General features: G+C 72.5%; 17 protein-coding genes. 6 read left to right on the forward strand and 11 right to left on the reverse strand.

The features are described from left to right. Positions 1-60: 60 nt before the first annotated feature. Genes ACLJPY_RS04990 through ACLJPY_RS05005 form a run of 4 tightly spaced genes read right to left on the reverse strand, consistent with a single transcriptional unit; the run spans position 61 to position 3,175 of the window. Positions 61-876, reverse strand: a complete 816-nt coding sequence (locus tag ACLJPY_RS04990) for a DUF3097 domain-containing protein (protein ID WP_410586820.1) — start codon at positions 874-876, stop codon at positions 61-63. 51 nt (positions 877-927) lie between these two features. Further along, positions 928-1,815 (reverse strand): aminoglycoside phosphotransferase family protein, encoded by an 888-nt coding sequence (locus ACLJPY_RS04995; RefSeq protein WP_410586821.1) that lies wholly within the window; start codon positions 1,813-1,815, stop codon positions 928-930. After that, positions 1,800-2,597: an SCO1664 family protein gene (locus ACLJPY_RS05000; RefSeq protein ID WP_410586822.1), complete on the reverse strand. Its 798-nt coding sequence runs from the start codon at positions 2,595-2,597 to the stop codon at positions 1,800-1,802. The genes ACLJPY_RS04995 and ACLJPY_RS05000 overlap by 16 nt, the downstream gene beginning before the upstream one ends. Positions 2,598-2,599: 2 nt before the next feature. Continuing rightward, positions 2,600-3,175 carry a DUF3090 domain-containing protein gene (locus ACLJPY_RS05005; RefSeq protein WP_410586823.1) on the reverse strand — a complete coding sequence of 192 codons (576 nt, stop codon included), beginning with the start codon at positions 3,173-3,175 and terminating at the stop codon, positions 2,600-2,602. A 77-nt stretch (positions 3,176-3,252) separates the two neighbouring features. Here ACLJPY_RS05005 and ACLJPY_RS05010 point away from each other — a divergent pair, with 77 nt between their 5' ends. The 4 genes from ACLJPY_RS05010 (at position 3,253) to ACLJPY_RS05025 (ending at position 6,928) form a co-directional block, all read left to right on the forward strand. Further along, positions 3,253-5,172 (forward strand): prolyl oligopeptidase family serine peptidase, encoded by a 1,920-nt coding sequence (locus ACLJPY_RS05010; RefSeq protein ID WP_410586824.1) that lies wholly within the window; start codon positions 3,253-3,255, stop codon positions 5,170-5,172. Further along, positions 5,169-6,068 (forward strand): LD-carboxypeptidase, encoded by a 900-nt coding sequence (locus ACLJPY_RS05015; RefSeq protein ID WP_410586825.1) that lies wholly within the window; start codon positions 5,169-5,171, stop codon positions 6,066-6,068. The genes ACLJPY_RS05010 and ACLJPY_RS05015 overlap by 4 nt, the downstream gene beginning before the upstream one ends. Continuing rightward, a complete protein-coding gene (locus ACLJPY_RS05020; RefSeq protein ID WP_410586826.1) occupies positions 6,065-6,484 on the forward strand; it encodes a TIGR03668 family PPOX class F420-dependent oxidoreductase in 420 nt (139 codons plus the stop codon). Before ACLJPY_RS05015 ends, ACLJPY_RS05020 begins: the two co-directional genes overlap by 4 nt. Positions 6,485-6,649: 165 nt before the next feature. Next, on the forward strand, positions 6,650-6,928 hold the full coding sequence (locus tag ACLJPY_RS05025) for a hypothetical protein (RefSeq protein WP_410586827.1): 279 nt from the start codon (positions 6,650-6,652) through the stop codon (positions 6,926-6,928). 174 nt (positions 6,929-7,102) lie between these two features. On the opposite strand, the gene mptB is transcribed toward ACLJPY_RS05025, so the two are convergent. Genes mptB through ACLJPY_RS05050 form a run of 5 tightly spaced genes read right to left on the reverse strand, consistent with a single transcriptional unit; the run spans position 7,103 to position 14,086 of the window. Next, positions 7,103-8,638: a polyprenol phosphomannose-dependent alpha 1,6 mannosyltransferase MptB gene (mptB, locus tag ACLJPY_RS05030; protein WP_410586828.1), complete on the reverse strand. Its 1,536-nt coding sequence runs from the start codon at positions 8,636-8,638 to the stop codon at positions 7,103-7,105. Positions 8,639-8,685: 47 nt separating this feature from the next. Then, the gene (nikE, locus tag ACLJPY_RS05035) at positions 8,686-10,335 is read right to left on the reverse strand and encodes a nickel ABC transporter ATP-binding protein NikE (RefSeq protein WP_410586829.1); all 1,650 of its coding nucleotides are present in this window, start codon (positions 10,333-10,335) and stop codon (positions 8,686-8,688) included. After that, positions 10,332-11,228, reverse strand: coding sequence for an ABC transporter permease (locus tag ACLJPY_RS05040; RefSeq protein WP_410586830.1), 897 nt, complete (start codon positions 11,226-11,228; stop codon positions 10,332-10,334). The genes nikE and ACLJPY_RS05040 overlap by 4 nt, the downstream gene beginning before the upstream one ends. Then, positions 11,225-12,250 (reverse strand): ABC transporter permease, encoded by a 1,026-nt coding sequence (locus ACLJPY_RS05045; RefSeq protein WP_410586831.1) that lies wholly within the window; start codon positions 12,248-12,250, stop codon positions 11,225-11,227. Before ACLJPY_RS05045 ends, ACLJPY_RS05040 begins: the two co-directional genes overlap by 4 nt. A 3-nt stretch (positions 12,251-12,253) precedes the next feature. Next, positions 12,254-14,086 (reverse strand): ABC transporter substrate-binding protein, encoded by a 1,833-nt coding sequence (locus tag ACLJPY_RS05050; RefSeq protein ID WP_410586832.1) that lies wholly within the window; start codon positions 14,084-14,086, stop codon positions 12,254-12,256. 181 nt (positions 14,087-14,267) lie between these two features. Here ACLJPY_RS05050 and ACLJPY_RS05055 point away from each other — a divergent pair, with 181 nt between their 5' ends. Together ACLJPY_RS05055 and ACLJPY_RS05060 are read left to right on the forward strand one after the other, a co-directional pair. Then, the gene (locus ACLJPY_RS05055) at positions 14,268-15,095 is read left to right on the forward strand and encodes a M55 family metallopeptidase (protein WP_410586833.1); all 828 of its coding nucleotides are present in this window, start codon (positions 14,268-14,270) and stop codon (positions 15,093-15,095) included. Beyond that, positions 15,088-16,395: a M20/M25/M40 family metallo-hydrolase gene (locus ACLJPY_RS05060; protein ID WP_410586834.1), complete on the forward strand. Its 1,308-nt coding sequence runs from the start codon at positions 15,088-15,090 to the stop codon at positions 16,393-16,395. Before ACLJPY_RS05055 ends, ACLJPY_RS05060 begins: the two co-directional genes overlap by 8 nt. On the opposite strand, the gene ACLJPY_RS05065 is transcribed toward ACLJPY_RS05060, so the two are convergent. Both ACLJPY_RS05065 and ACLJPY_RS05070 read right to left on the reverse strand, forming a co-directional pair. After that, positions 16,392-17,111, reverse strand: a complete 720-nt coding sequence (locus tag ACLJPY_RS05065; protein ID WP_410586835.1) for a dienelactone hydrolase family protein — start codon at positions 17,109-17,111, stop codon at positions 16,392-16,394. The genes ACLJPY_RS05060 and ACLJPY_RS05065 overlap by 4 nt on opposite strands. A gap of 24 nt (positions 17,112-17,135) precedes the next feature. After that, positions 17,136-18,101, reverse strand: coding sequence for a zinc-binding dehydrogenase (locus ACLJPY_RS05070; RefSeq protein ID WP_410586836.1), 966 nt, complete (start codon positions 18,099-18,101; stop codon positions 17,136-17,138). Positions 18,102-18,103 lie beyond the last annotated feature (2 nt).

The raw sequence follows: 18,103 nt of genomic DNA on the forward strand, positions 1-18,103 counted from the left end.
GGTTCGCACCGGCGCAGTGACGGGCCGTAACCTTCGCGTGACCTTGGACAAATCAGACATTCAGTCCTCTTCCGTCGGCTCGGTGACGAAGTCGATGAGCCGTTCCACGGCCCCGATGAGCGGGGTCTCGAGGTCGCGGAAACTGCTCACCCCGCTCAGGACACGCTGCCAGCCTTCGAAAGGTTGCCCCCAGCCGAGCGCGTCGCAGATCCCCTGCTTCCACTCGGTCCCGCGCGGGACCTTCGGCCACGCCTTGATCCCGACGGCCTCCGGGCGCACGGCCTCCCAGACGTCGATGTACGGGTGGCCGGTGACGAGCACGTTCTCGTCGCGGATCGCTTCGACCAGCCGCGATTCCTTGCTGCCGGGCACGAGGTGGTCGACGAGCACGCCCAGGCGGCGACCGGTGCCGGTGCCGAATCCGGCGATCCGGTCGGCGAGGACGTCGACGCCGTCGAGGGGTTCGACGACGACCCCTTCCACGCGCAGGTCGTGGCCCCAGACGCGTTCGACGAGTTCGGCGTCGTGCTTGCCCTCGACCCAGATGCGCGAGTCGCGGGCGACGCGGGCCTTCAGGCCTTCGACGCGCACGGATCCGGAGGCCGAGATCCGCCGCGCGGGCGCCTTCGCCGGGGCTTTGAACGGCACGAGCGTGACCGGCTTGCCTTCGAGGAGGAACCCGGCGGGGGCGAGCGGGAAGACGCGGTGGCGGCCCTTGGCGTCTTCGAGCACGACGTTCCCGTACTCGATCTTCACCACCGCGCCGCAGTAGCCGCTGGCCGGGTCCTCGACGACCAGGCCGGGTTCGGCGGGGACCTCCGGCACCTTCTTGCGGCGCGGGCCGGCGAGCACGTCGTCATAGGAATGGGGGCGCACGACCCCGGAACCTAGTGCTCCGGGACGCCGGGGCGGGTCATGCCACGCCGGTCAGCGCGCCATCTCCAGGAGCGCGTCGGTGAACGGCCCGTGTTCCCCGCGCCGCAGCGGCGGGTGGGCGGCCAGCGGAGCCAGGGCGGCGCACCACGCGCGGGCGCGGGCGGCGTCCAGGCCGGGCAGGTGCGGCCGGAGCGCCTCGATGCCGTCGTCGAGCGTGCCGCCCGCGGCGAGCGGCAGGTAGAGCCAGTCGGCGAGGTCGAAGGCCGGGTCGCCCACGCTCGGGCGGGGGTCGATGGCGACGAGGCCGCGGCGGGGACCGGCGTCGAGGACGTTGCCCGGGTGCAGGTCGCCGTGCACGACCGCGGCCGGGCCGCCTTCGGCCAGGGCGAGCGCCCGGCTCCGGGCGCGCGCCAGGAGCTCCGGAGTCAGGTGCCGCTCGGCGGCCGAGCCGGCGACGGTGCGCTCGGTGATGTCGAACATGAAGGTCACGCGCTCGGTCAGCGGCGGCAGGCCGGGCGGCGGCGCCACGCTGTGCAGCTCGGTGAGCAGGGGGCCGATTTCCCGCCACGGGACCGCGCGGCCGCGCAGTTCGGTGCCGGGGACCAGCCCTTCGAGCAGGATCGCGCCCGCTTGCAGGTCGGCGTCGAGGACCTGCACGGCCCGCGGGCAGCCTCGCCAGGCCTGCAGCCCGGCGAACTCCAGCCGGGCCACCTCGGGGTCCGGCGTGAGCTTCAGGACCTGCAGGTCACCGCCGGGGCCGGTGCAGAGCAGGGTGCGGCCGGTGTTGCCGGGGCGCGCTTCGCGGACCGTCAGTCCCCACTTCGCGCTCAGGCGGGCGACCAGGTCCGGCAGCGCGTCGCACCAGGGTCCGGCCAGTTCCGCGCCGAAGCGGTCGATCAGCCGGGCCCGTGTCTCGGGGTTGATCAGAACAGGGGCCACGGGATGGCGCGCCAGTCGTCGCCGGGTTCGGGGAAGATGCCTTCGGCGAGGAGCACGTCGGTGCGGTCGGCCAGGGCGCGGATCTCGAACTTGGTGATGTGTTCGGCGAGGGTCTTGCCGAGGCCGCCGTCGATCTCCGAACGCAGCTTGCGCAGCTTCTCGACGGTGTCCGGCGGCAGCGGCTCGCCGATCCAGCCCCACAGGACGGTCCGCAGCTTCGGGTCGGTGTGCAGGCAGATGCCGTGGTCGACGCCGTAGACGTGGCCGTCGACGCCGGGCAGGAGGTGCCCGCCCTTGCGGTCGGTGTTGTTGGCGACGACGTCGAGGACGGCCAGGTCGCGCAGCCCGGGGTGGTCGGCGTGGGCGAGCACCGCCGGCTCGCCGAGCCGGTCTTGGGCGTGCAGCACCGGGCGCCAGCCGTCGGGGACCTCGTCCGGCGGCAGGACTTCCACCAGGTCGTCTTCGGTGGTTTCGATCCACAGCTGGACCATGCCGGGGCCGAAGGGGCCCTCGCGCAGCACGGTCGGCGGGATCGCGCCGATGCCGGTGGCGTCGGCGATGATCGCGGTGGCGACCTCGCGCCCGGCCAGGGTGCCGTCCGGGAAGTCCCACAGCGGCCGCTCCCCCGACACCGGCTTGTAGACGACCCGGCCGGTGACGCCGTCGAGCTCGATGGCGCAGAAGAGCGTGACGTTGGAGGCGTCGACCAGCCGGCCTTCGACGTCGATGCGGCCGTGGGTGACGAGTTCGCGGGCAGCGGGATCGGCCGGGGCAGGCGTCATGGTCAGTCTTCGTCCGCGTCGGTTTCGCGCCGGTAGCCGTTCTGCCGCGGGCAGATGTGGCCGGCGGGGTCGAGCGGCTCCCCGCACAGCGGGCAGGGTTTGCGGCCGGCGTTGACGACGCGGTCGGCGCGCTCGGCGAAAGCGCGGGCGGCGGCCGGGCTGAGGAACACGCGGACGGCGTCCGGGCCTTCCTCGGTGTCGTCGAGCACGACCGTTTCGTCGACCTCGCCCTCGGTGATGGCGAGCAGCTCGATGACGACCGCGCTGCTGTCGGCGTCCCAGCCGAGGCCCATGGTGCCGACGCGGAACTCCTCCTCGACCGGCACCGTGAGCGGGTCGAGGTCGACGAGGTCGTCGGGAGCGTCGTCGGGCACTTCGGCACCGAACCGGCTGGCGACCTCCTCCAGCAGGGAGCTCAGGCGTTCGGCGAGCACGACCACCTGTTGTTTCTCGATGGTGACGCTGATCGTGCGCACGTCCTCCGAAGCCTGGAGGTAGAACGTGCGATCGCCGGGCTCGCCGACGGTGCCGGCGACGAACCGATCCGGCTGGCGGAAGACGTGGATTACGCGAGACATAGCACTGACGACCCTAGGCCACCGGCGCATGATCGGCATCCGCCGCCCCACCGTTGGCGGCCCGCTAGCCTCGGGGGGTGTCTCGGATCTCCCCGTACGGATCGTGGTCGTCGCCCATCACCGCCGCCGAGGTGGCCGCCGCCGGCGGCGGCCCGCAGTGGCTCGACGTGGTCGGCGGCGAGGTGTGGTGGGCCGAGGCGCGGCCCGGTGAGCAGGGCAGAGTCGCGCTGGTGAAGGCCGTTCCCGGCGGGACGGAGGACGTGCTGCCGCCGCCGTGGAACGTCCGCAACCGGCTGCACGAATACGGCGGACGGCCGTGGGCGGTCGCCGGAGGTGTCCCGGTGTTCACGCACTGGGCCGATCAGCGCGTGTACGCGCAGAGCGAAACCGGCGTGGTGGCGATCACTCCGGAGCCCGCGGAGCCGCAGGGCGTCCGCTACGGCGACCTGCGGGCCGGGCGGCCGGGTGAGGTGTGGGCGGTCCGGGAGCGCAGCACCGGGCCGCGCCCGGCGGACGTCGAACGGGAGCTGGTGGCGATCGCGGTGGACGGCGGCGGTGAGCGGGTGCTGGCCGCGAGCCACCGGTTCCTGACGGTGCCGAAGCTGTCCCCGGACGGGCGGCACGCGGCCTGGTTCGGCTGGGACCACCCGCTGATGCCGTGGGACGGCACCGAGCTGTGCGTGGCGCCCGTCGCCGGGGACGGCTCGTTCGGGCCGCACCGGGTGCTGGCCGGCGGCCCGGACGTCTCGGTGTGCCAGGTCGAGTGGGAGACGCCGGCGTCGCTGCTGGCGGTGCTGGACCCGGACGGCTGGTGGAACCTGCACCGGATCGGCCTCGACGGTTCGGCGGTGAACCTGGCGCCGGTGGAGCGGGAGCTCGGCGGGCCGCTGTGGAAGCCGGGGTCGCGGTGGTTCGCGGCGCTGGGCGGCGGGCGGTACGCGGCGCTGTCCTCGGGACGGCTGGTGGTGCTCGACGAGGCCGACGGTTCGGTGACGCCGGTGGCCGGCGAGCTCACGGCGTGGTCTTCGACCGCCTTCACGGTCGACGGGCCGGACGTGGTGGGCGTGGCCGGCGGCCCGGAGCGGGAGGCCGCTGTCGTGCGGGTGTCCCCCGGCGGCGCGGTGGCGGACCTGACGCCGCAGCCGTCCCTGCCGCACGCGTACCTACCGGTGCCGCAGGAGCGGGTGTTCAGCACGGCGGACGGCGAGGCCGTGCCCGTGGTCCTGTACCCGCCGCGGAACCCGGAGTTCACCGCGCCCGAGGGTGAGCGTCCGCCGCTGCTGGTCTACGTCCACGGCGGCCCGACCGGGCAGCACCTGCCGCAGCTGGATCTGGAGGTCGCGTACTTCACCAGCCGCGGCATCGGCGTGGCGGCGGTCAACTACGGCGGGTCGACGGGGTTCGGGCGCGCTTACCGGGAGCGGCTGCGGGAGCAGTGGGGCGTGGTGGACGTGGCCGACTGCGTCGCGGTGGCCGAGGCGCTGGTGGCGGCCGGGCTGGCCGACGGGGACCGGCTGGGCATCCGCGGGGGCAGCGCGGGCGGGTTCACCGCGGCTGCGTCGCTGACGACGACGAAGACCTACCGGGCCGGGACGGTGATGTACCCGGTGCTGGACCTGGCCGGGTGGACCGGCACCGAGGGCGACACGCACGACTTCGAGTCGCGGTACCTGGACGGGCTGGTCGGCCCGCTGCCGCAGACGCGGTCGCGGTATATGGCGCGTTCGCCGCTGGCGAACGTCGGGAAGCTGGCCGGGCCGGTGCTGTTCCAGCAGGGCCTGGAGGACCGGGTCTGCCCGCCGGAGCAGGCCGACCGGTTCGTGGCGCAGCTGGCCGGGGGCGGGATCCCCTACGCCTACCAGCGGTTCGCCGGGGAGCAGCACGGGTTCCGGCAGGCGGCGACGATCGTGGCGGCGCTGGAGGCGGAGCTGTCCTTCTACGGTCAGGTGTTCGGGTTCGAGACGCCGGGCGTGGCGCGGCTGGAGCTGTCGCGGTGAGGCCGCCGCGGTTGCGGGCCGGCGACACGCTGGCGCTGGTGGCGCCGGCCGGGCCGGTGCCGGCGGACCTGCTGGAGAAGGCGCTGCCGGTGCTGCGCGGCTGGGGCGTGGAGGTGCGGGTCGGGCCGTGCGTGCGTGCGTCGCCGGGGTCTCCGCCGTACCTGTCAGCTCCGGACGCGGCGCGCGCGGCGGAGTTCACCGAGGCGTGGCTGGATCCCGGGGTCCGGTGCGTGCTGGCGGCTCGCGGCGGCTACGGCGTGCAGCGGATGCTGGACCTGGTGGACTGGGCGGCGCTGCGCGCGGCGGGCCCGAAGGTGCTGGCCGGGTCGTCGGACATCACGGCGTTGCACCGGGCGGTGGACGTCCACCTCGGACTGTCCACAGTGTTCTCGCCGATGCCGGCGAGCGTGCTGTTCGACGACTTCGCGCAGGAGCACCTGCGGCGGTCGCTGTTCGAGCCGGAGCGGAACCTGGTGGTGCGGGGCGGGTCGGCGCTGGTGCCGGGCCGGGCGTCGGGGCTGCTGGTGGGCGGCAACCTGTCCCTGCTGGCGGCCGGGATCGGCACGCCGGAGCACGGGTCGGCGCGGGAGGCGATCGTGCTGCTGGAAGACGTGACGGAGAGCGTGTACCGGCTGGACCGGATGCTGACGCAGCTGCTGCGCAGCGGCTGGTTTTCCGGGGTGCGCGGGATCGTGCTGGGTTCGTGGGCGGCGTGCGGCGAGGCGGCGGACATCCGGGCGCTGGTGGTCGACCGGCTGGTGCCGCTGGGGGTGCCGCTGGTGGAGGAGTTCGGGTTCGGGCACGTGGCGTCGTCGCCGACGTTGCCGCTGGGGGTGCCGGTGACGCTGGACGCGGACCTGGGCACGTTGACGTTCGACAGCCCGGCGCTGACGTGAGGCTTTCGTCGGAGGAGGCCCGGGAGCGGTTCGCCGCGGCGCGGGTGGCCCGGCTGGCGACGGTGTCGGGTTCCGGGGTACCGCACCTGGTGCCGGTGACGTTCGCGGTGCGGGGTGACACGGTGGTGTTCGCGGTGGACCACAAGCCGAAGTCTTCGACGGCGTTGCGGCGGCTGGCGAACATCGCGGCGAACCCGGCGGTGTGCTTCCTGGCCGATGGCTACGACGAGGACTGGTCACGGCTGTGGTGGGCGCGGGCGGACGGGGTTGCGCGGGTGGAGCCGCCGGGGGCCGAGCCGGTGTCGTGGCTGGTGGCGAAGTACTCGCAGTACGCGGCGCGGCCGCCGGAGCACGCGGTGGTGGTTACCGAGGTGCGTCGGTGGAGCGGCTGGACGGGCTCGGCACCGGGGTCCTGAAGGCCGTTGCTTCGGTTGAGTGGGTATTCTCGCCGGTGGCGGCAATCCCGGTGCCGCAAAGACGGGCGATCGGGTGCCGGAGACCGGGAGTTTCCGCCACTCGCGCCCGTACCAGCGCCCGTTAATCCGCTGTCGCCGGCCGGGTCGGCCTGGCATCGTTCCGGCGTGACGTACGAGGAGCGGAAGCACGCCGGCCGGTACTACGGCGTGCAGTTCATGTATGCCGTGCCGGACGACGCGTGGTTCGTCGAGCTGAGTGACGTCACGTCCGGCTCGGTGATCATGATTGGGGTCGTGCCTGACGAGAACCTGACGGTGGAGCCGGCCGTGCGCGTCTGCGCGCCGGCGGGGCACTGCGTTCCGTTCGAGGTCATGGCGTGGTTCATGGAGAAGATCGCGGAAGAGATCGCGCGCAGCCGCCCGGCTCCGAACGCGCCGGGGTGACTGGTGGTGTCGATCCCCAGCCCGGTCTGGTCACCGGGACCAAAGGCGTTGTCCGCCGCGGGACCGGCCGAGCTCTTCCCCGTCGCGGGCGAGGGCTTCGATTCCGCTTCCACAAGATCGCGTTGATCACCTGGCGGTGATCCCGCCACCGCTCAGCCGCTTACAGGACCCGCCCTAGTCGCGGAGGAACTTCTCCGGGCGGCGCCAGGCGTCGATGACGCCCAGGGGGTCCGGGCGCAGCAGGGACGCCGCCGAGTACAGGCTGGCCACCACGACTCCGGCGATGAACCACCAGTCGTAGAGGGCCTGCTCGCCCGTCGGGTAGTACACCAGGGTCACGAACACCGACACCGCCACCACCAGGGCCAGGTGGCGCGGTTGCCACTTGAACGCCGACAGGAGCACGAAACCCCAGGTCAGGTACCACGGCAGCGTCGGGGGCATCAGGATCGCGACCGCCAGGAGCGAAATGCCGGCCCGGTAGACCGCTTCCGTGCCGCCGCCGCGGGCGAGCCACCACTGGCGGATGCCGAACGCGACCAGCAGGAGCATGCCGGCCGCGCGGGCGACCGTCACGAACGGCGATACCTGGACGTCCACGATCAGGTGGACCAGGTTGTAGAACACCTCGCCGATGCCCGTCGGGATGTTGAGCCAGTTGGCGATGAGCTGGGGGGCCTTGAGCCCGGACCACCAGCCCAGGTTGAGCGAGCCGAGCGAAATCCAGGTGCCGGCGACGAACACCGGGAGGAACAGGCCGACCGAGGCGGCGCCGGCGCGCAGGAAGTTGCGGACCTTGGACTCGCCGGGCAGGTGGTTGGCCCACATCCAGACGATGAACGGCAGGGCGATCGCCGCGGTGGGCTTGATCAGCATGCCGATGGTGACCAGGACGACCGCGGCGACGTGCTTGCGTTCCAGGGCGGCGAGGACGCCGATGGTGAGGAACGCGAGCATCATCAGGTCGTTGTGCGGGCCGCCGAAGAGGTGGATGACCATCATCGGGCTGGCCACCGCCAGCCACAGCGCGACCGGGAGCTTGCCGCCGAGGTGCTTGACCAGCCGCGGGAGTGCCCACAGCGTCCCGGCCAGTCCGACGAGCAGCACGACGCGCATGAGGATGACGCCGAGGATCATGTTGTCGCCGGTGGTGGCGACCACGCCCTTGGAGATGAGCAGGAACAGCGGCCCGTACGGCGCCGGGGTGGTCTGCCAGAGCGGGTGGACGTTCTGCACCACGTTCGGCAGCACGTCGAGCTCGGCGGGGCCGTTGGCGTACGGGTCGAGCCCGTAGAGCAGCTGGGCGCCCTGGCCGAGGTAGGAGAAGACGTCGCGGGTGAACAGCGGCGGCGACACCAGCAGCGGCGCCATCCAGCAGCCGGCGGCGACGAGGATCGGGCGGCTGCCGATGCGGCCGGCGAGCACGTAGCGGCCGAGCCGGACCCAGGCCCAGACGACCAGGCCGAAGCCGGTGTAGAGGACGGCGTTGGCGAGCATGCGGCCGTGGCCGTAGCGGACCCACGACAGCGGGCCGTGGCCGAGCACGGGGTCGGAGATCAGGATGCCGCCCGCACCGAGCGCGGCGACCATCAGCAGGGTGCTGCCGACGGTGCCCATCGCGATCGTGCGGTAGGGGAATCGCGAGGGCACGCGGAGCCGCTCGGCCAGTCCGGTCGAGGGCGTCTGTGCGGGGTCGGTGGTGGTCGCCATTTCCGTTCGGAGATTACACACCGCGCTCGTGCGGAGTTCCCGCAGTATCAGGTTTCGACCGGGCGGCGCTGGGCGGTGCCGCCGGGGAGGGCGGCCAGGAGCGACTTCGTGTACTCGTGCTGCGGGTCGAGCAGGACCTGTTCGACGGTCCCGGTTTCCACGAGCTCGCCGCGGTACATCACGGCGACGCGGTCGGCGATGTTCCAGGCCAGGCCCAGGTCGTGGGTGATCACCAGGGCGGCGAGGCCGAGTTCGCGGCGCAGCCGCAGCAGCAGGGCGAGGATTTCGCCGCGGACGGACGCGTCGAGCGACGCGACCGGTTCGTCGGCCACCACCACCGACGGTTCGAGCGCCAGTGCGCCGGCGATGACGACGCGCTGGCGCTGGCCGCCGGAGAGCTGGTGCGGGAGCCGGTCGGCGTACTTCTCCGCCGGGCGCAGCTCGGCCGCTTCCAGGGCCCGGTGGACGACCGCGCGCTCGTCGGCGAGCCGGTGGATCCGCGGCCCCTCGGCGACGGCCTCGTACACCGTGTGGCTCGGGTTGAGCGCGCTCGTCGGGTCCTGCAGGACGAGCTGGACCTGGCGGCGGTAGGCCTTGAGGCCGGCCCCGCCGGTCGGCACCGGGTCGCCCGCGTAGCGGACCACGCCGGAGTCGGGTTTCTGCAGGCCGAGCAGCGTCCGGGCGAGGGTGGTCTTGCCGGAGCCGGACTGGCCGACCAGCGCGACGATCTCGTCGCGCGCCACGGTCAGGTCGACCCCGGCGACGGCGTCGATGCGCTTGCCGGTGCGGTCGCGGAAGGACACGCGCAGGTTCTCCGCGGCCAGCAGCGGCTCGCCCGCCACCCGTTCGGCGGGTTCGGGCGGCAGCGGGTTGCTGGTGGCCGGGGCGAAGCGGGACACCGGGTCGCCGACGGTCGGGAACGCGGCGGCCAGCGCCCGCGTGTGCTCGTGGCGGGGCGCGCCCATCACCTCGGCGCTGGGGCCTTCTTCGACGATCTGCCCGTCGTACATCACGGCGATGCGTTCGCAGGTGGCGGCGAGCACGGACAGGTCGTGGCTGATCATGATCAGCCCGATCCGCTGTTCGGCGACCAGGCGCGAGAGCAGGGCGAGGACCTGGGCCTGGACGATGACGTCGAGGGCGGTGGTCGGTTCGTCGGCGATGATCAGCCGCGGTGAGCAGGCCAGGGCCATGGCGATCATGACGCGCTGCTTCTGCCCGCCGGACAGTTCGTGGGGGTAGGCGCCGGCCCGGCTCGGGGGCAGGTCGACCTGGGTGAGCAGGTCGGCGACGCGGGCGCTGACCTCGGCGTCGGACAGGGCTTTGCCGGCCGGGGGGTGCAGCCGCAGCGGTTCGGCGATCTGCTCGCCGATCCTGCGGACCGGGTTGAGCGCGTGCATGGCGCCCTGGAACACCACCGACGCTTCCGCCCAGCGGACCGCGCGCAGGCGGCCCCACTTCATGGCCGTGACGTCTTCGCCGTCGAGCAGGATTTCGCCGGTGATCTTCGCCGTGCGCGGCAGCAGGCGCAGCACGCTCATGGCGACGGTGGACTTGCCGGAGCCGGATTCGCCGGCGACGCCGAGGGTGCCGCCGGGGTCGAGGGTGAGGTCGACGCCGCGGACGGCGGGGACGTCGGTGTCCCCCACCGCGTAGGTGACGTCGAGGCCGGTGAGCTGCAGCAGCGGGGTGGTCACTTCTTCAACCTCGGGTTGAACACGGTCTCCAGGCCCCGGCCGACCAGGGTGAAGAAGAGGACGACGAGGACGATGGCGATGCCGGGCGGGAGCACGTTCCACCAGGCGCCGCGGCTGATGGCGCCGTTGTTGAGCGCGTTTTCCAGCACCAGGCCCCAGGTGATGGAGTTGGGGTCGCCGACGCCGAGGAAGGACAGGGTCGCGTCGGCGATGACGGCGTTGCCGACGACGAGGGTGGTGTTGGCCAGGACCAGCGGCATCACCCCGGGCAGGACGTGCCGTCCGATGATGTGCAGGTGACCGCCGCCGAGGGCGTGGGCGCGCTCGATGTAGGGGCGGCTTTCGATGGTGAGGGTCTGGGCGCGGACCAGCCGGGCGGTGCTGGGCCAGGCGGTGAGGCCGATGGCGACGATGATCGTGCCGACGCCCTTGGGCAGCACCGCCGAGAGCGCGATGGCGAGGATCAGCGAAGGCAGGACCAGGAAGAAGTCGGTGAAGCGCAGCAGCGTCGCCGACACCCAGCCGCCGAAGTGGGCGGCGGTGATGCCGATCAGGGTGCCGATGACGACCGACAGCAGCGCGGCGGAGAACCCGACGAGCAGGGAGATCCGGGTGCCCCAGACGGTCATCAGCAGCACCGAGCGGCCGAAGTTCTCGGTGCCGAGCCAGAACTCGGCGTTCGGCGGGGACAGCGGTGCCCCGGTGGCCTTGGTGACGTCGAGGCCGGTCTGGTCGCTGATCAGCGGCAGCAGCAGGGCGACGAGCACGGTGGCGCCGAGCAGGACGAGCCCGGCGAGGGCGGCGCGCTGGGCGGCGAATTCGCGCCAGGTCCCCTTGAGCGACGCGCGGCGGCGGGCCCAGGCGATCTGCCGGGGTGTCTCGGCGGTGGTCATGAGGTACGCACCCTGGGGTCGAGCACGCGGTAGAGCAGTTCCGCGAGCAGGTTCATCAGCACCACGGCGCTGGCCAGCACGGTGAACACGCCTTGGAGCACCGGCAGGTCGGGGCCGTGGAGGGCGTCGTAGGTCAGCTGGCCGAGGCCGGGCCAGCTGAACACGGCTTCGACGGTGACCGCGCCGGCGAGGACCTGGCCGAACTGCATGAACACCAGCGTGGTGGTGGGCAGCAGGGCGTTGGGGACGGCGTGGCGGCGGCGGACGAGGTCGTCGCGCAGGCCCTTGGCGCGGGCGGTGGTGAGGTAGTCGGCGTTCATCTCCCCCAGCAGCGACGACCGCATGATGAGCATGTACTGGGCGTAGAACACCGCCAGCAGCGTCACGCACGGCAGCACCAGGTGGTGCAGGACGTCGAGGGTCTGGGACAGGACGTCGGGGGCGGCGTCGGGTGAGTGCATGCCGCGGCTGGGGAACAGGCCGCCGGTGACCACGAGCAGCATCAGGCCGAGCCAGAACTGCGGGACCGACCACAGCGTCAGCGCGATCCCGGTCTGGCTGCGGTCGAAGAAGCTGTCGCGGCGCCAGGCGGCGCGGATGCCCAGCCACAGGCCGAGGACCACGGCCAGGAGGGTGGCGCTGCCGACGAGCAGGATGGTCGGCCAGAGGCGTTCGCCGATCATGTCGGCGACCGGGCGGCCGTTGTTGAGCAGCCGGGATTCGCCGAGGTCGCCGTGCAGCAGGTCCCACAGGTAGTTGCCGAACTGGACGAGCACGGGCTTGTCGAGGCCCATCTTTTCGCGCAGTTCGGCGAGCTGCTGGGGGCTGGTGACGCGCTCGCGGGTCATCGCCGCGGCCGGGTCGCCGGGCAGCATCCGGAAGAGGAAGAAGAACAGCACGATCACCAGCAGGATGCTGATGACGGCTTCGATGAGCTTCGTGAGCACGAACCGGGCCGTGCCGGTCCCGCCGCGGTGCTCGTCGGGGCCGGCGAGCACCGCGGCTTGTTCGGGGGCGGTCATGTCCTACTCGCGGTCTTCGGAGGTCTTGGTGCGGCGGCTCAGTGCGATGCCGCCGCCGACGAGGACGAGGACGACGACCGCGCCGATGACGATCCACAGCACGGTGTTGCCGCTGCCGGAACCGTCGGTGTTCGTGGTGCCGGCCGGGGTGGCGCCGTAGACGCCCCAGTAGCCGGTCTGCTCGAGGATGGCGCCCTGGGGCTGCGGCTGGGTGGTGAAGCCGGAGAACTTGTCCGAGCGGTAGGCCTCGAGGGCGTTCTGGTAGTCCAGGACGATGGTCGGGACCTGGCTGTAGAGCCGGGCCTGTGCCTGCTTGACGTATTCGGCGCGCTTGGCGTCGTCGGTTTCGGTGAGCTGCTTCTTGTACAGCTCGTCGTAGGCGGCGTCGCAGAAGAAGGTGTCGGTGCTGCCGCCCTTGCCGTCGGCGGTGGGGCGGGCGGCGCAGGTGTGCAGCGACAGCGCGTAGTCCGGGTCGGGGTTGGTGCCGTAGCCACCGATGGCGAGGTCGTACTTGCCGGTCTCGGTGCGGTCGGACAGCTCGTCGTCGGAGACGAGGTCCTGCTTGACGGTGATGCCGATGTCCTTGAGCCAGCCGGTGACGTACTGGGCGACGCCCTGGTCGTAGCTGCGGTTGGCGTGGCCGGTCAGGCGCAGTTCCAGCTTGGCGCCGCCGGGGGCGGTGCGGACGCCGTCGGGGCCCTTCTTGTAGCCGGCCTGCTCGAGGGTGGCGTTGGCGGCGGCGAGGTCGAACTTGATGCGCTCGGCGTCGCTGGGGTCCCAGTGGTAGGCGGCGTAGACGGCGGGCACGACCCCGCCGCCGACCTGGCCGAGGCCCTTGAGGACCTTGTCGACGATGGTCTTGGTGTCGACGGCCTGGGCGATGGCCTTGCGGAGGTTGAGGTCCTTGAGGACCGGGTTGCCGTCGCCGATGGGGTGGTCGGCGTTGTCGGTGACGCCGAAGTTGAGCGTCAGTTCGTCGTAGCGGCGGCCGGGGGCGGCGTTGGTGGTGATGCCCTGCTGGCCCTGCAGCGCGGCGAACTGGTTGGGGTTGAGCCGGTTGATGACGTCGACTTCGCCCTGCTTGAGCGCGTTGACCGCGGCTTCGGTGTCCTTGAACTGCAGCAGCTGCAGTTCGTCGATCTTGGGGGCGCCGCGCCAGTAGTCCTTGTTGGCCTTGAACTTGACGTACTCGTTGGGCTTGTACTCGGTGAGCTGGAAGGGGCCGTCGGAGACGCCGGCGACGGCGAGGGTGTCGGTCTGGGGGGACTTGAGGTCCTTGACCGGCTCCCAGATGTGCTGCGGCACGATCGGGACGTCGAGCAGGTTCATGTTGACCTGCACGGTCTTGGTCTTGATGACGAGCGTGGTGTCGTCGGGTGCGGTGACCGTCTCGAAGTTGGCCACGTAGTTGCCGTTGGCCGTGCGGGCGTTCTCGTCGGTGAGCATCCGGTTGAACGTGTACGCCGCGTCCTTGGCGGTGACCGGCTGCCCGTCGCTCCACTTGACGCCGCTGCGGATCTTGAAGGTCCAGGTCAGCTTGTCCGGCGACGGGGTCCAGGACTCGGCGAGCGCGGGTGACGCTTCGGCCTTCGCCGCGTCCGGGACGGTGAGGAACTCGAAGGTGAACCGGCCGATCTGGGTGGACGCCGAGAGCACGGCGGTGAAGGGGTTGAGGTGGTCGATGCCGGTGGTGAGCGCGACCCGCAGCACCTTGGCCTGCTGGGCCTGGGCGGGGACGGCGAGCGGGATCGCCGTCAGCGTCGCGGCCGCGACAACCGCGCCCACGCGGGCGAGCCGCCCGGATCTGCGTTGGAACTGCACCGAAAACCACCCCATCGTTCGCTTGTGAGCCTCCCCAAGGACGAGAAGTAACCACATACCGGGACAATCGCGCAATATGTTGCCACCTCGGCAGGTGCCCGATCGTTATCGATCCACCGGCCGTCACGCTGAGTGACATCCGGGGTTCGCGGTGTTCCGCGTCCGGGTGCGGGACGCGCTGGCTAGAGTGCCCGGCATGCGCATCCTGATCTCGGCGGACATGGAGGGCGCCACCGGCGTCACGTGGACCGACGACGTCGTGCCCGGTTCGCCGCAGTGGGACCGCTTCCGGCGGTTGTTCACCGGCGACGTCAACGCGGTGCTGGCCGGCCTGTTCGAGGCCGGGGCGAGTGACGTCCTGGTCAACGAAGCCCATTCTTCGCAACGGAACCTGCTGCTGGAGGACCTCGACCCGCGGGCGCGGATGCTCACCGGGCGGCACAAACCGCTGTCGATGATGCAGGGCATCGATTCCGGGGTGGACGGGGTGGTGTTCCTCGGCTACCACGCCGGTGCCGGCTTCGACGGGGTGCTGTCCCACACCTACCTGGAGAACCAGATCACCGGGGTGTGGCTGGACGACGTCCCGGCGAGCGAGGGGCGGCTGAACGCGGGCATGGCGGCCGAGTACGGCGTCCCTGTCCTGCTCGTTTCGGGTGACGACAAAACGTGCGACGACGCCCGTGATTACGCTCCGGAGGCGGAGCTGGTCCAGGTGAAGGAGTGCGTGAGCCGGTACGCGGCGATCTGCCTGCCGCCGTCGCGCACGGCGGAGCTGCTGACCGCCGCGGCGGCCGAGGCGCCGGCGCGGGCCGGCCGGGAGGAGCGGCAGGTCCGGCCGCACCGGATCGAGGTCGAGTTCGACGCGAGCCACCTGGCGCAGTCGACGGCGGTGATCCCGACGGTCGAGCAGATCGGGACGCGCCGCGTCGGGTTCGACGCGCCGGACATGACCGAGGCGATGAAGTGCTTCAAGGTCGTCACGGCGATCGCGGCGGGGGCGGTGCAGGGCATCTATGGCTGACGTGGCGGACGTTGTCGAGCTGTGCGCGGACCTGATCCGGTTCGACACGACCAACCGCGGCGACAACGACGCCAACCCCGAGCGGCTCGCCGCGGAGTACGTGGCCGCGTTCCTCGACGGCCTCGGCATCCCGTCGCGGATCCTCGAGGCGGCGCCGGGGCGGGCGAGCGTGATCGCCCGCGTGCCCGGCAGGGACCCGTCGCTGCCGGCGCTGCTGGTGCAGGGGCACCTGGACGTCGTCCCGGCGGACGCCGCGGACTGGTCGGTGCCGCCGTTCGCCGGCGAGGTGCGCGACGGCTACCTGTGGGGCCGGGGCGCGACCGACATGAAGGACTTCGTCGCGATGGTGCTGGCCGCGCTGGCGGGCGGGGTGCGGCCGCGGCGGGAGCTGGTGCTGGCGTTCGTCGCCGACGAGGAGGACCGCGGTGAGTGGGGCGCGCACTGGCTGGTCGACCGGCACCCGGCGTTGTTCGAAGGGTGCGCGGCGGCGATCGGCGAGTCGGGCGGCTACACCTACCACGTGCCCGCCGCCGACGGCCGGGACGTGCACCTCTACCCGGTCGGGACGGCCGAGCGCGGGACGGCGCACCTGCGGCTGACCGCGCGCGGCCGGGCCGGGCACGGGTCGCGCCCGAACGCCGAGAACGCCGTGACGCGGCTGGTGGGCGCGTTGCACCGGATCGGCGCGCACCGCTGGCCGGTGTCGCTGACGCCGGCGGTGCGGGCGTTCCTGGAGCGGACCGGCGCGGCGCTGGGCGTGCCGGTGGATCTGTCCACTTCGGACGGTGTGGACGCGGCGGTGGCGGCGCTGGGCCCGGCGGGCTCGCTGGTGGTGCCGACGGTGCGCAACAGCACGACCCCGACCATGCTGGACGCGGGCTACAAGGTGAACGTGATCCCGTCGACGGCAACGGCGCAGGTCGACGTGCGGGTGCTGCCGGGCACGGAGGAGTCGCTGCTGGCCACGCTGGACGAGCTGCTCGGCGAGGGCGTGACGCGGGAGTTCGTCGCGCACCAGCCGCCGGTGCAGGCGCCGGTGGGGTCCCCGTGGTTCGACGCGATGGCGTCGGCGTTGCGGGCGGAGGACTCCGAGGCGGTCGTGGTGCCGTACTGCCTGGGCGGCGGGACGGACGCGAAGGCGTTCGCACAGCTGGGGATCGACTGCTACGGCTTCGCGCCGCTGTGGCTGCCCAAGGGGTTCCCGTACCGGGCGATGGCCCACGGGGTGGACGAGCGGGTGCCGGTGGCGGGGCTGCACTTCGGCACCCGCGTCCTGGCCCGGTTCCTCGAGAGCTGTTAGCGGCCCAGCAGCGCGAGCAGGCTCTCCCAGTGCCGCTGGAGTGCGGTGGCGTCGAAGGCGTCGGTGTCGGCCATGGTGAAGCCGTGGACGGTGCCGGGGTAGATCTCGGAGCTGTAGTCGATCCCGGCGGTGTCCAGGGTCTGGTTGAGCTCGGCGAGCGCCTCGGGTGTCAGGTCGGTTTCGGCGTGGCCGAAGTGGGCCCGGGCGGTGAGGCGGCGGAGGGTGCCGGGCCCGGCCGCGGCCACGGGGGCGTGGAACGCGGCGAGGGCGCCCACCCGGTCCGGGTGGGCCGCGGCGGTGTGCGTGGCGAGGAGGCCGCCGATGCAGTACCCGGTCACCGCGACCGGTCCGGGTTCGACCTCGGGCTGGGCGGTGAGGAACGGGATGTAGGCGTCGGCGTCGCGCAGGATCCGGTCGGTGGTGTGCGCCTGGATCATCGGCATCAGCCGGGCGAAGATCGCGGGCCGGGCTTCCTCGCCGATGTGCTCGGGCAGGTCGAGCACCGGTGCGGGGCCGTGCCGGTAGAAGGGGTTGGGGACGAGCACGGAGTAGCCGTGGCCGGCCAGCTCCTCGGCCATCTCGCGGAGCACGGGCCGGATGCCGAAGCCGTCCGGGTACATCAGCACCCCGGGGTGCGGGCCGCCTTCGGCGGGGAATGCGGCGAAGGCGTCGGCTCGGCCGTCGGCGGTGGGGATCTGCAGTGACCGGGTGGGCATGATCGCCGAGCCTAGGCGACCCGGTCACGGCAGGACAACGAGTTTCCCGGCGGCGCGGTCCTCCTCCATGTACCGGTGGGCGGCGGCGATGTCGTCGAGGGCGAAGACCCGGTCGACGTGCGGGCGGTAGGTGCCGGCTTCCACTTCGGTGACGATCCGCTGCAGCACGCCGGTGGCGCCCTTGAGGTTGTCGCTGTGGAACGCCGTCAGCTTCGTGCCGGAAGGCATCTGCGCGATCGGTTCGAAGTCCGGGACGAGCCAGCCGCTGAGCGAGCCCGCGACGCAGACCGTGCCGCCGCGGCGGACCAGGTGCAGGGACTCCACCGCCGTGCGGGCGCCGACGAGGTCGAGGACCCAGTCCGGGCCTTCGGGCCACAGCCGGGTCAGGGCGGTCAGGGGGCCGCCGTCGTCGATGAGGGCGTGGGCGGTCAGTGCGGCCGCCTTTTCGGGGCGCCGGGTGGTGGCGGCGACCTCCAGGCCGTGGCCGGCCGCGATCGACGCGGCGGCGAGGCCGACCGAGGACGTGCCGCCGCGGATGAGCAGCCGTCCGTGGCTGCCCGGGCCGATGCCGAGCGCGTCGAGGGCGCCGTGGGCGGTCAGGTACGTCTCGGGCAGCGCGGCCAGGACGTCCCAGGGCAGCGTGGTCGTCAGCGGCATCAGCAGCGCGTTGGGCAGCAGGGCGTATTCGGCGTAGCCGCCGTCGAAGGCCCGGCCCATCTCCCCCATCACCGCCGCGACTGTCGTTCCCTCGGGCAGGCGGGGGTCGGTCGAGGCGGCCACGGTGCCCACGCATTCGATCCCGAGCACGCGCGGGAACCGCACGCCCGGGGAGTGTCCCTGCCGGGTCCGCAGCTCCGACCGGTTGAGGCCGGTCCCCCGGACCCGCACCAGGCTCCAGCCCGCCCGCACCGCCGGGACCGGCAGTTCCCGGACCTCCAGCACCTCCGGGCCGCCGGCCCGGACGCACACCGCCGCTCGCATCGTCGTCATGC

Source organism: Amycolatopsis sp. lyj-23, assembly GCF_046549135.1.
Classification (GTDB): domain Bacteria; phylum Actinomycetota; class Actinomycetes; order Mycobacteriales; family Pseudonocardiaceae; genus Amycolatopsis.

Bases quoted from the DNA above. Each gene is read 5' to 3' on its own strand.
- ACLJPY_RS05070 (WP_410586836.1), bottom strand. From the start codon at position 18,101: ATGACGACGATGCGAGCGGCGGTGTGCGTCCGGGCCGGCGGCCCGGAG.
- ACLJPY_RS05000 (WP_410586822.1), bottom strand. From the start codon at position 2,597: ATGACGCCTGCCCCGGCCGATCCCGCTGCCCGCGAACTCGTCACCCAC.
- ACLJPY_RS05065 (WP_410586835.1), bottom strand. From the start codon at position 17,111: ATGCCCACCCGGTCACTGCAGATCCCCACCGCCGACGGCCGAGCCGAC.
- mptB (WP_410586828.1), bottom strand. From the start codon at position 8,638: ATGGCGACCACCACCGACCCCGCACAGACGCCCTCGACCGGACTGGCC.
- ACLJPY_RS05045 (WP_410586831.1), bottom strand. From the start codon at position 12,250: ATGACCGCCCCCGAACAAGCCGCGGTGCTCGCCGGCCCCGACGAGCAC.
- ACLJPY_RS05050 (WP_410586832.1), bottom strand. From the start codon at position 14,086: ATGGGGTGGTTTTCGGTGCAGTTCCAACGCAGATCCGGGCGGCTCGCC.
- ACLJPY_RS05040 (WP_410586830.1), bottom strand. From the start codon at position 11,228: ATGACCACCGCCGAGACACCCCGGCAGATCGCCTGGGCCCGCCGCCGC.
- ACLJPY_RS05005 (WP_410586823.1), bottom strand. From the start codon at position 3,175: ATGTCTCGCGTAATCCACGTCTTCCGCCAGCCGGATCGGTTCGTCGCC.
- ACLJPY_RS05055 (WP_410586833.1), top strand. From the start codon at position 14,268: ATGCGCATCCTGATCTCGGCGGACATGGAGGGCGCCACCGGCGTCACG.
- ACLJPY_RS05060 (WP_410586834.1), top strand. From the start codon at position 15,088: ATGGCTGACGTGGCGGACGTTGTCGAGCTGTGCGCGGACCTGATCCGG.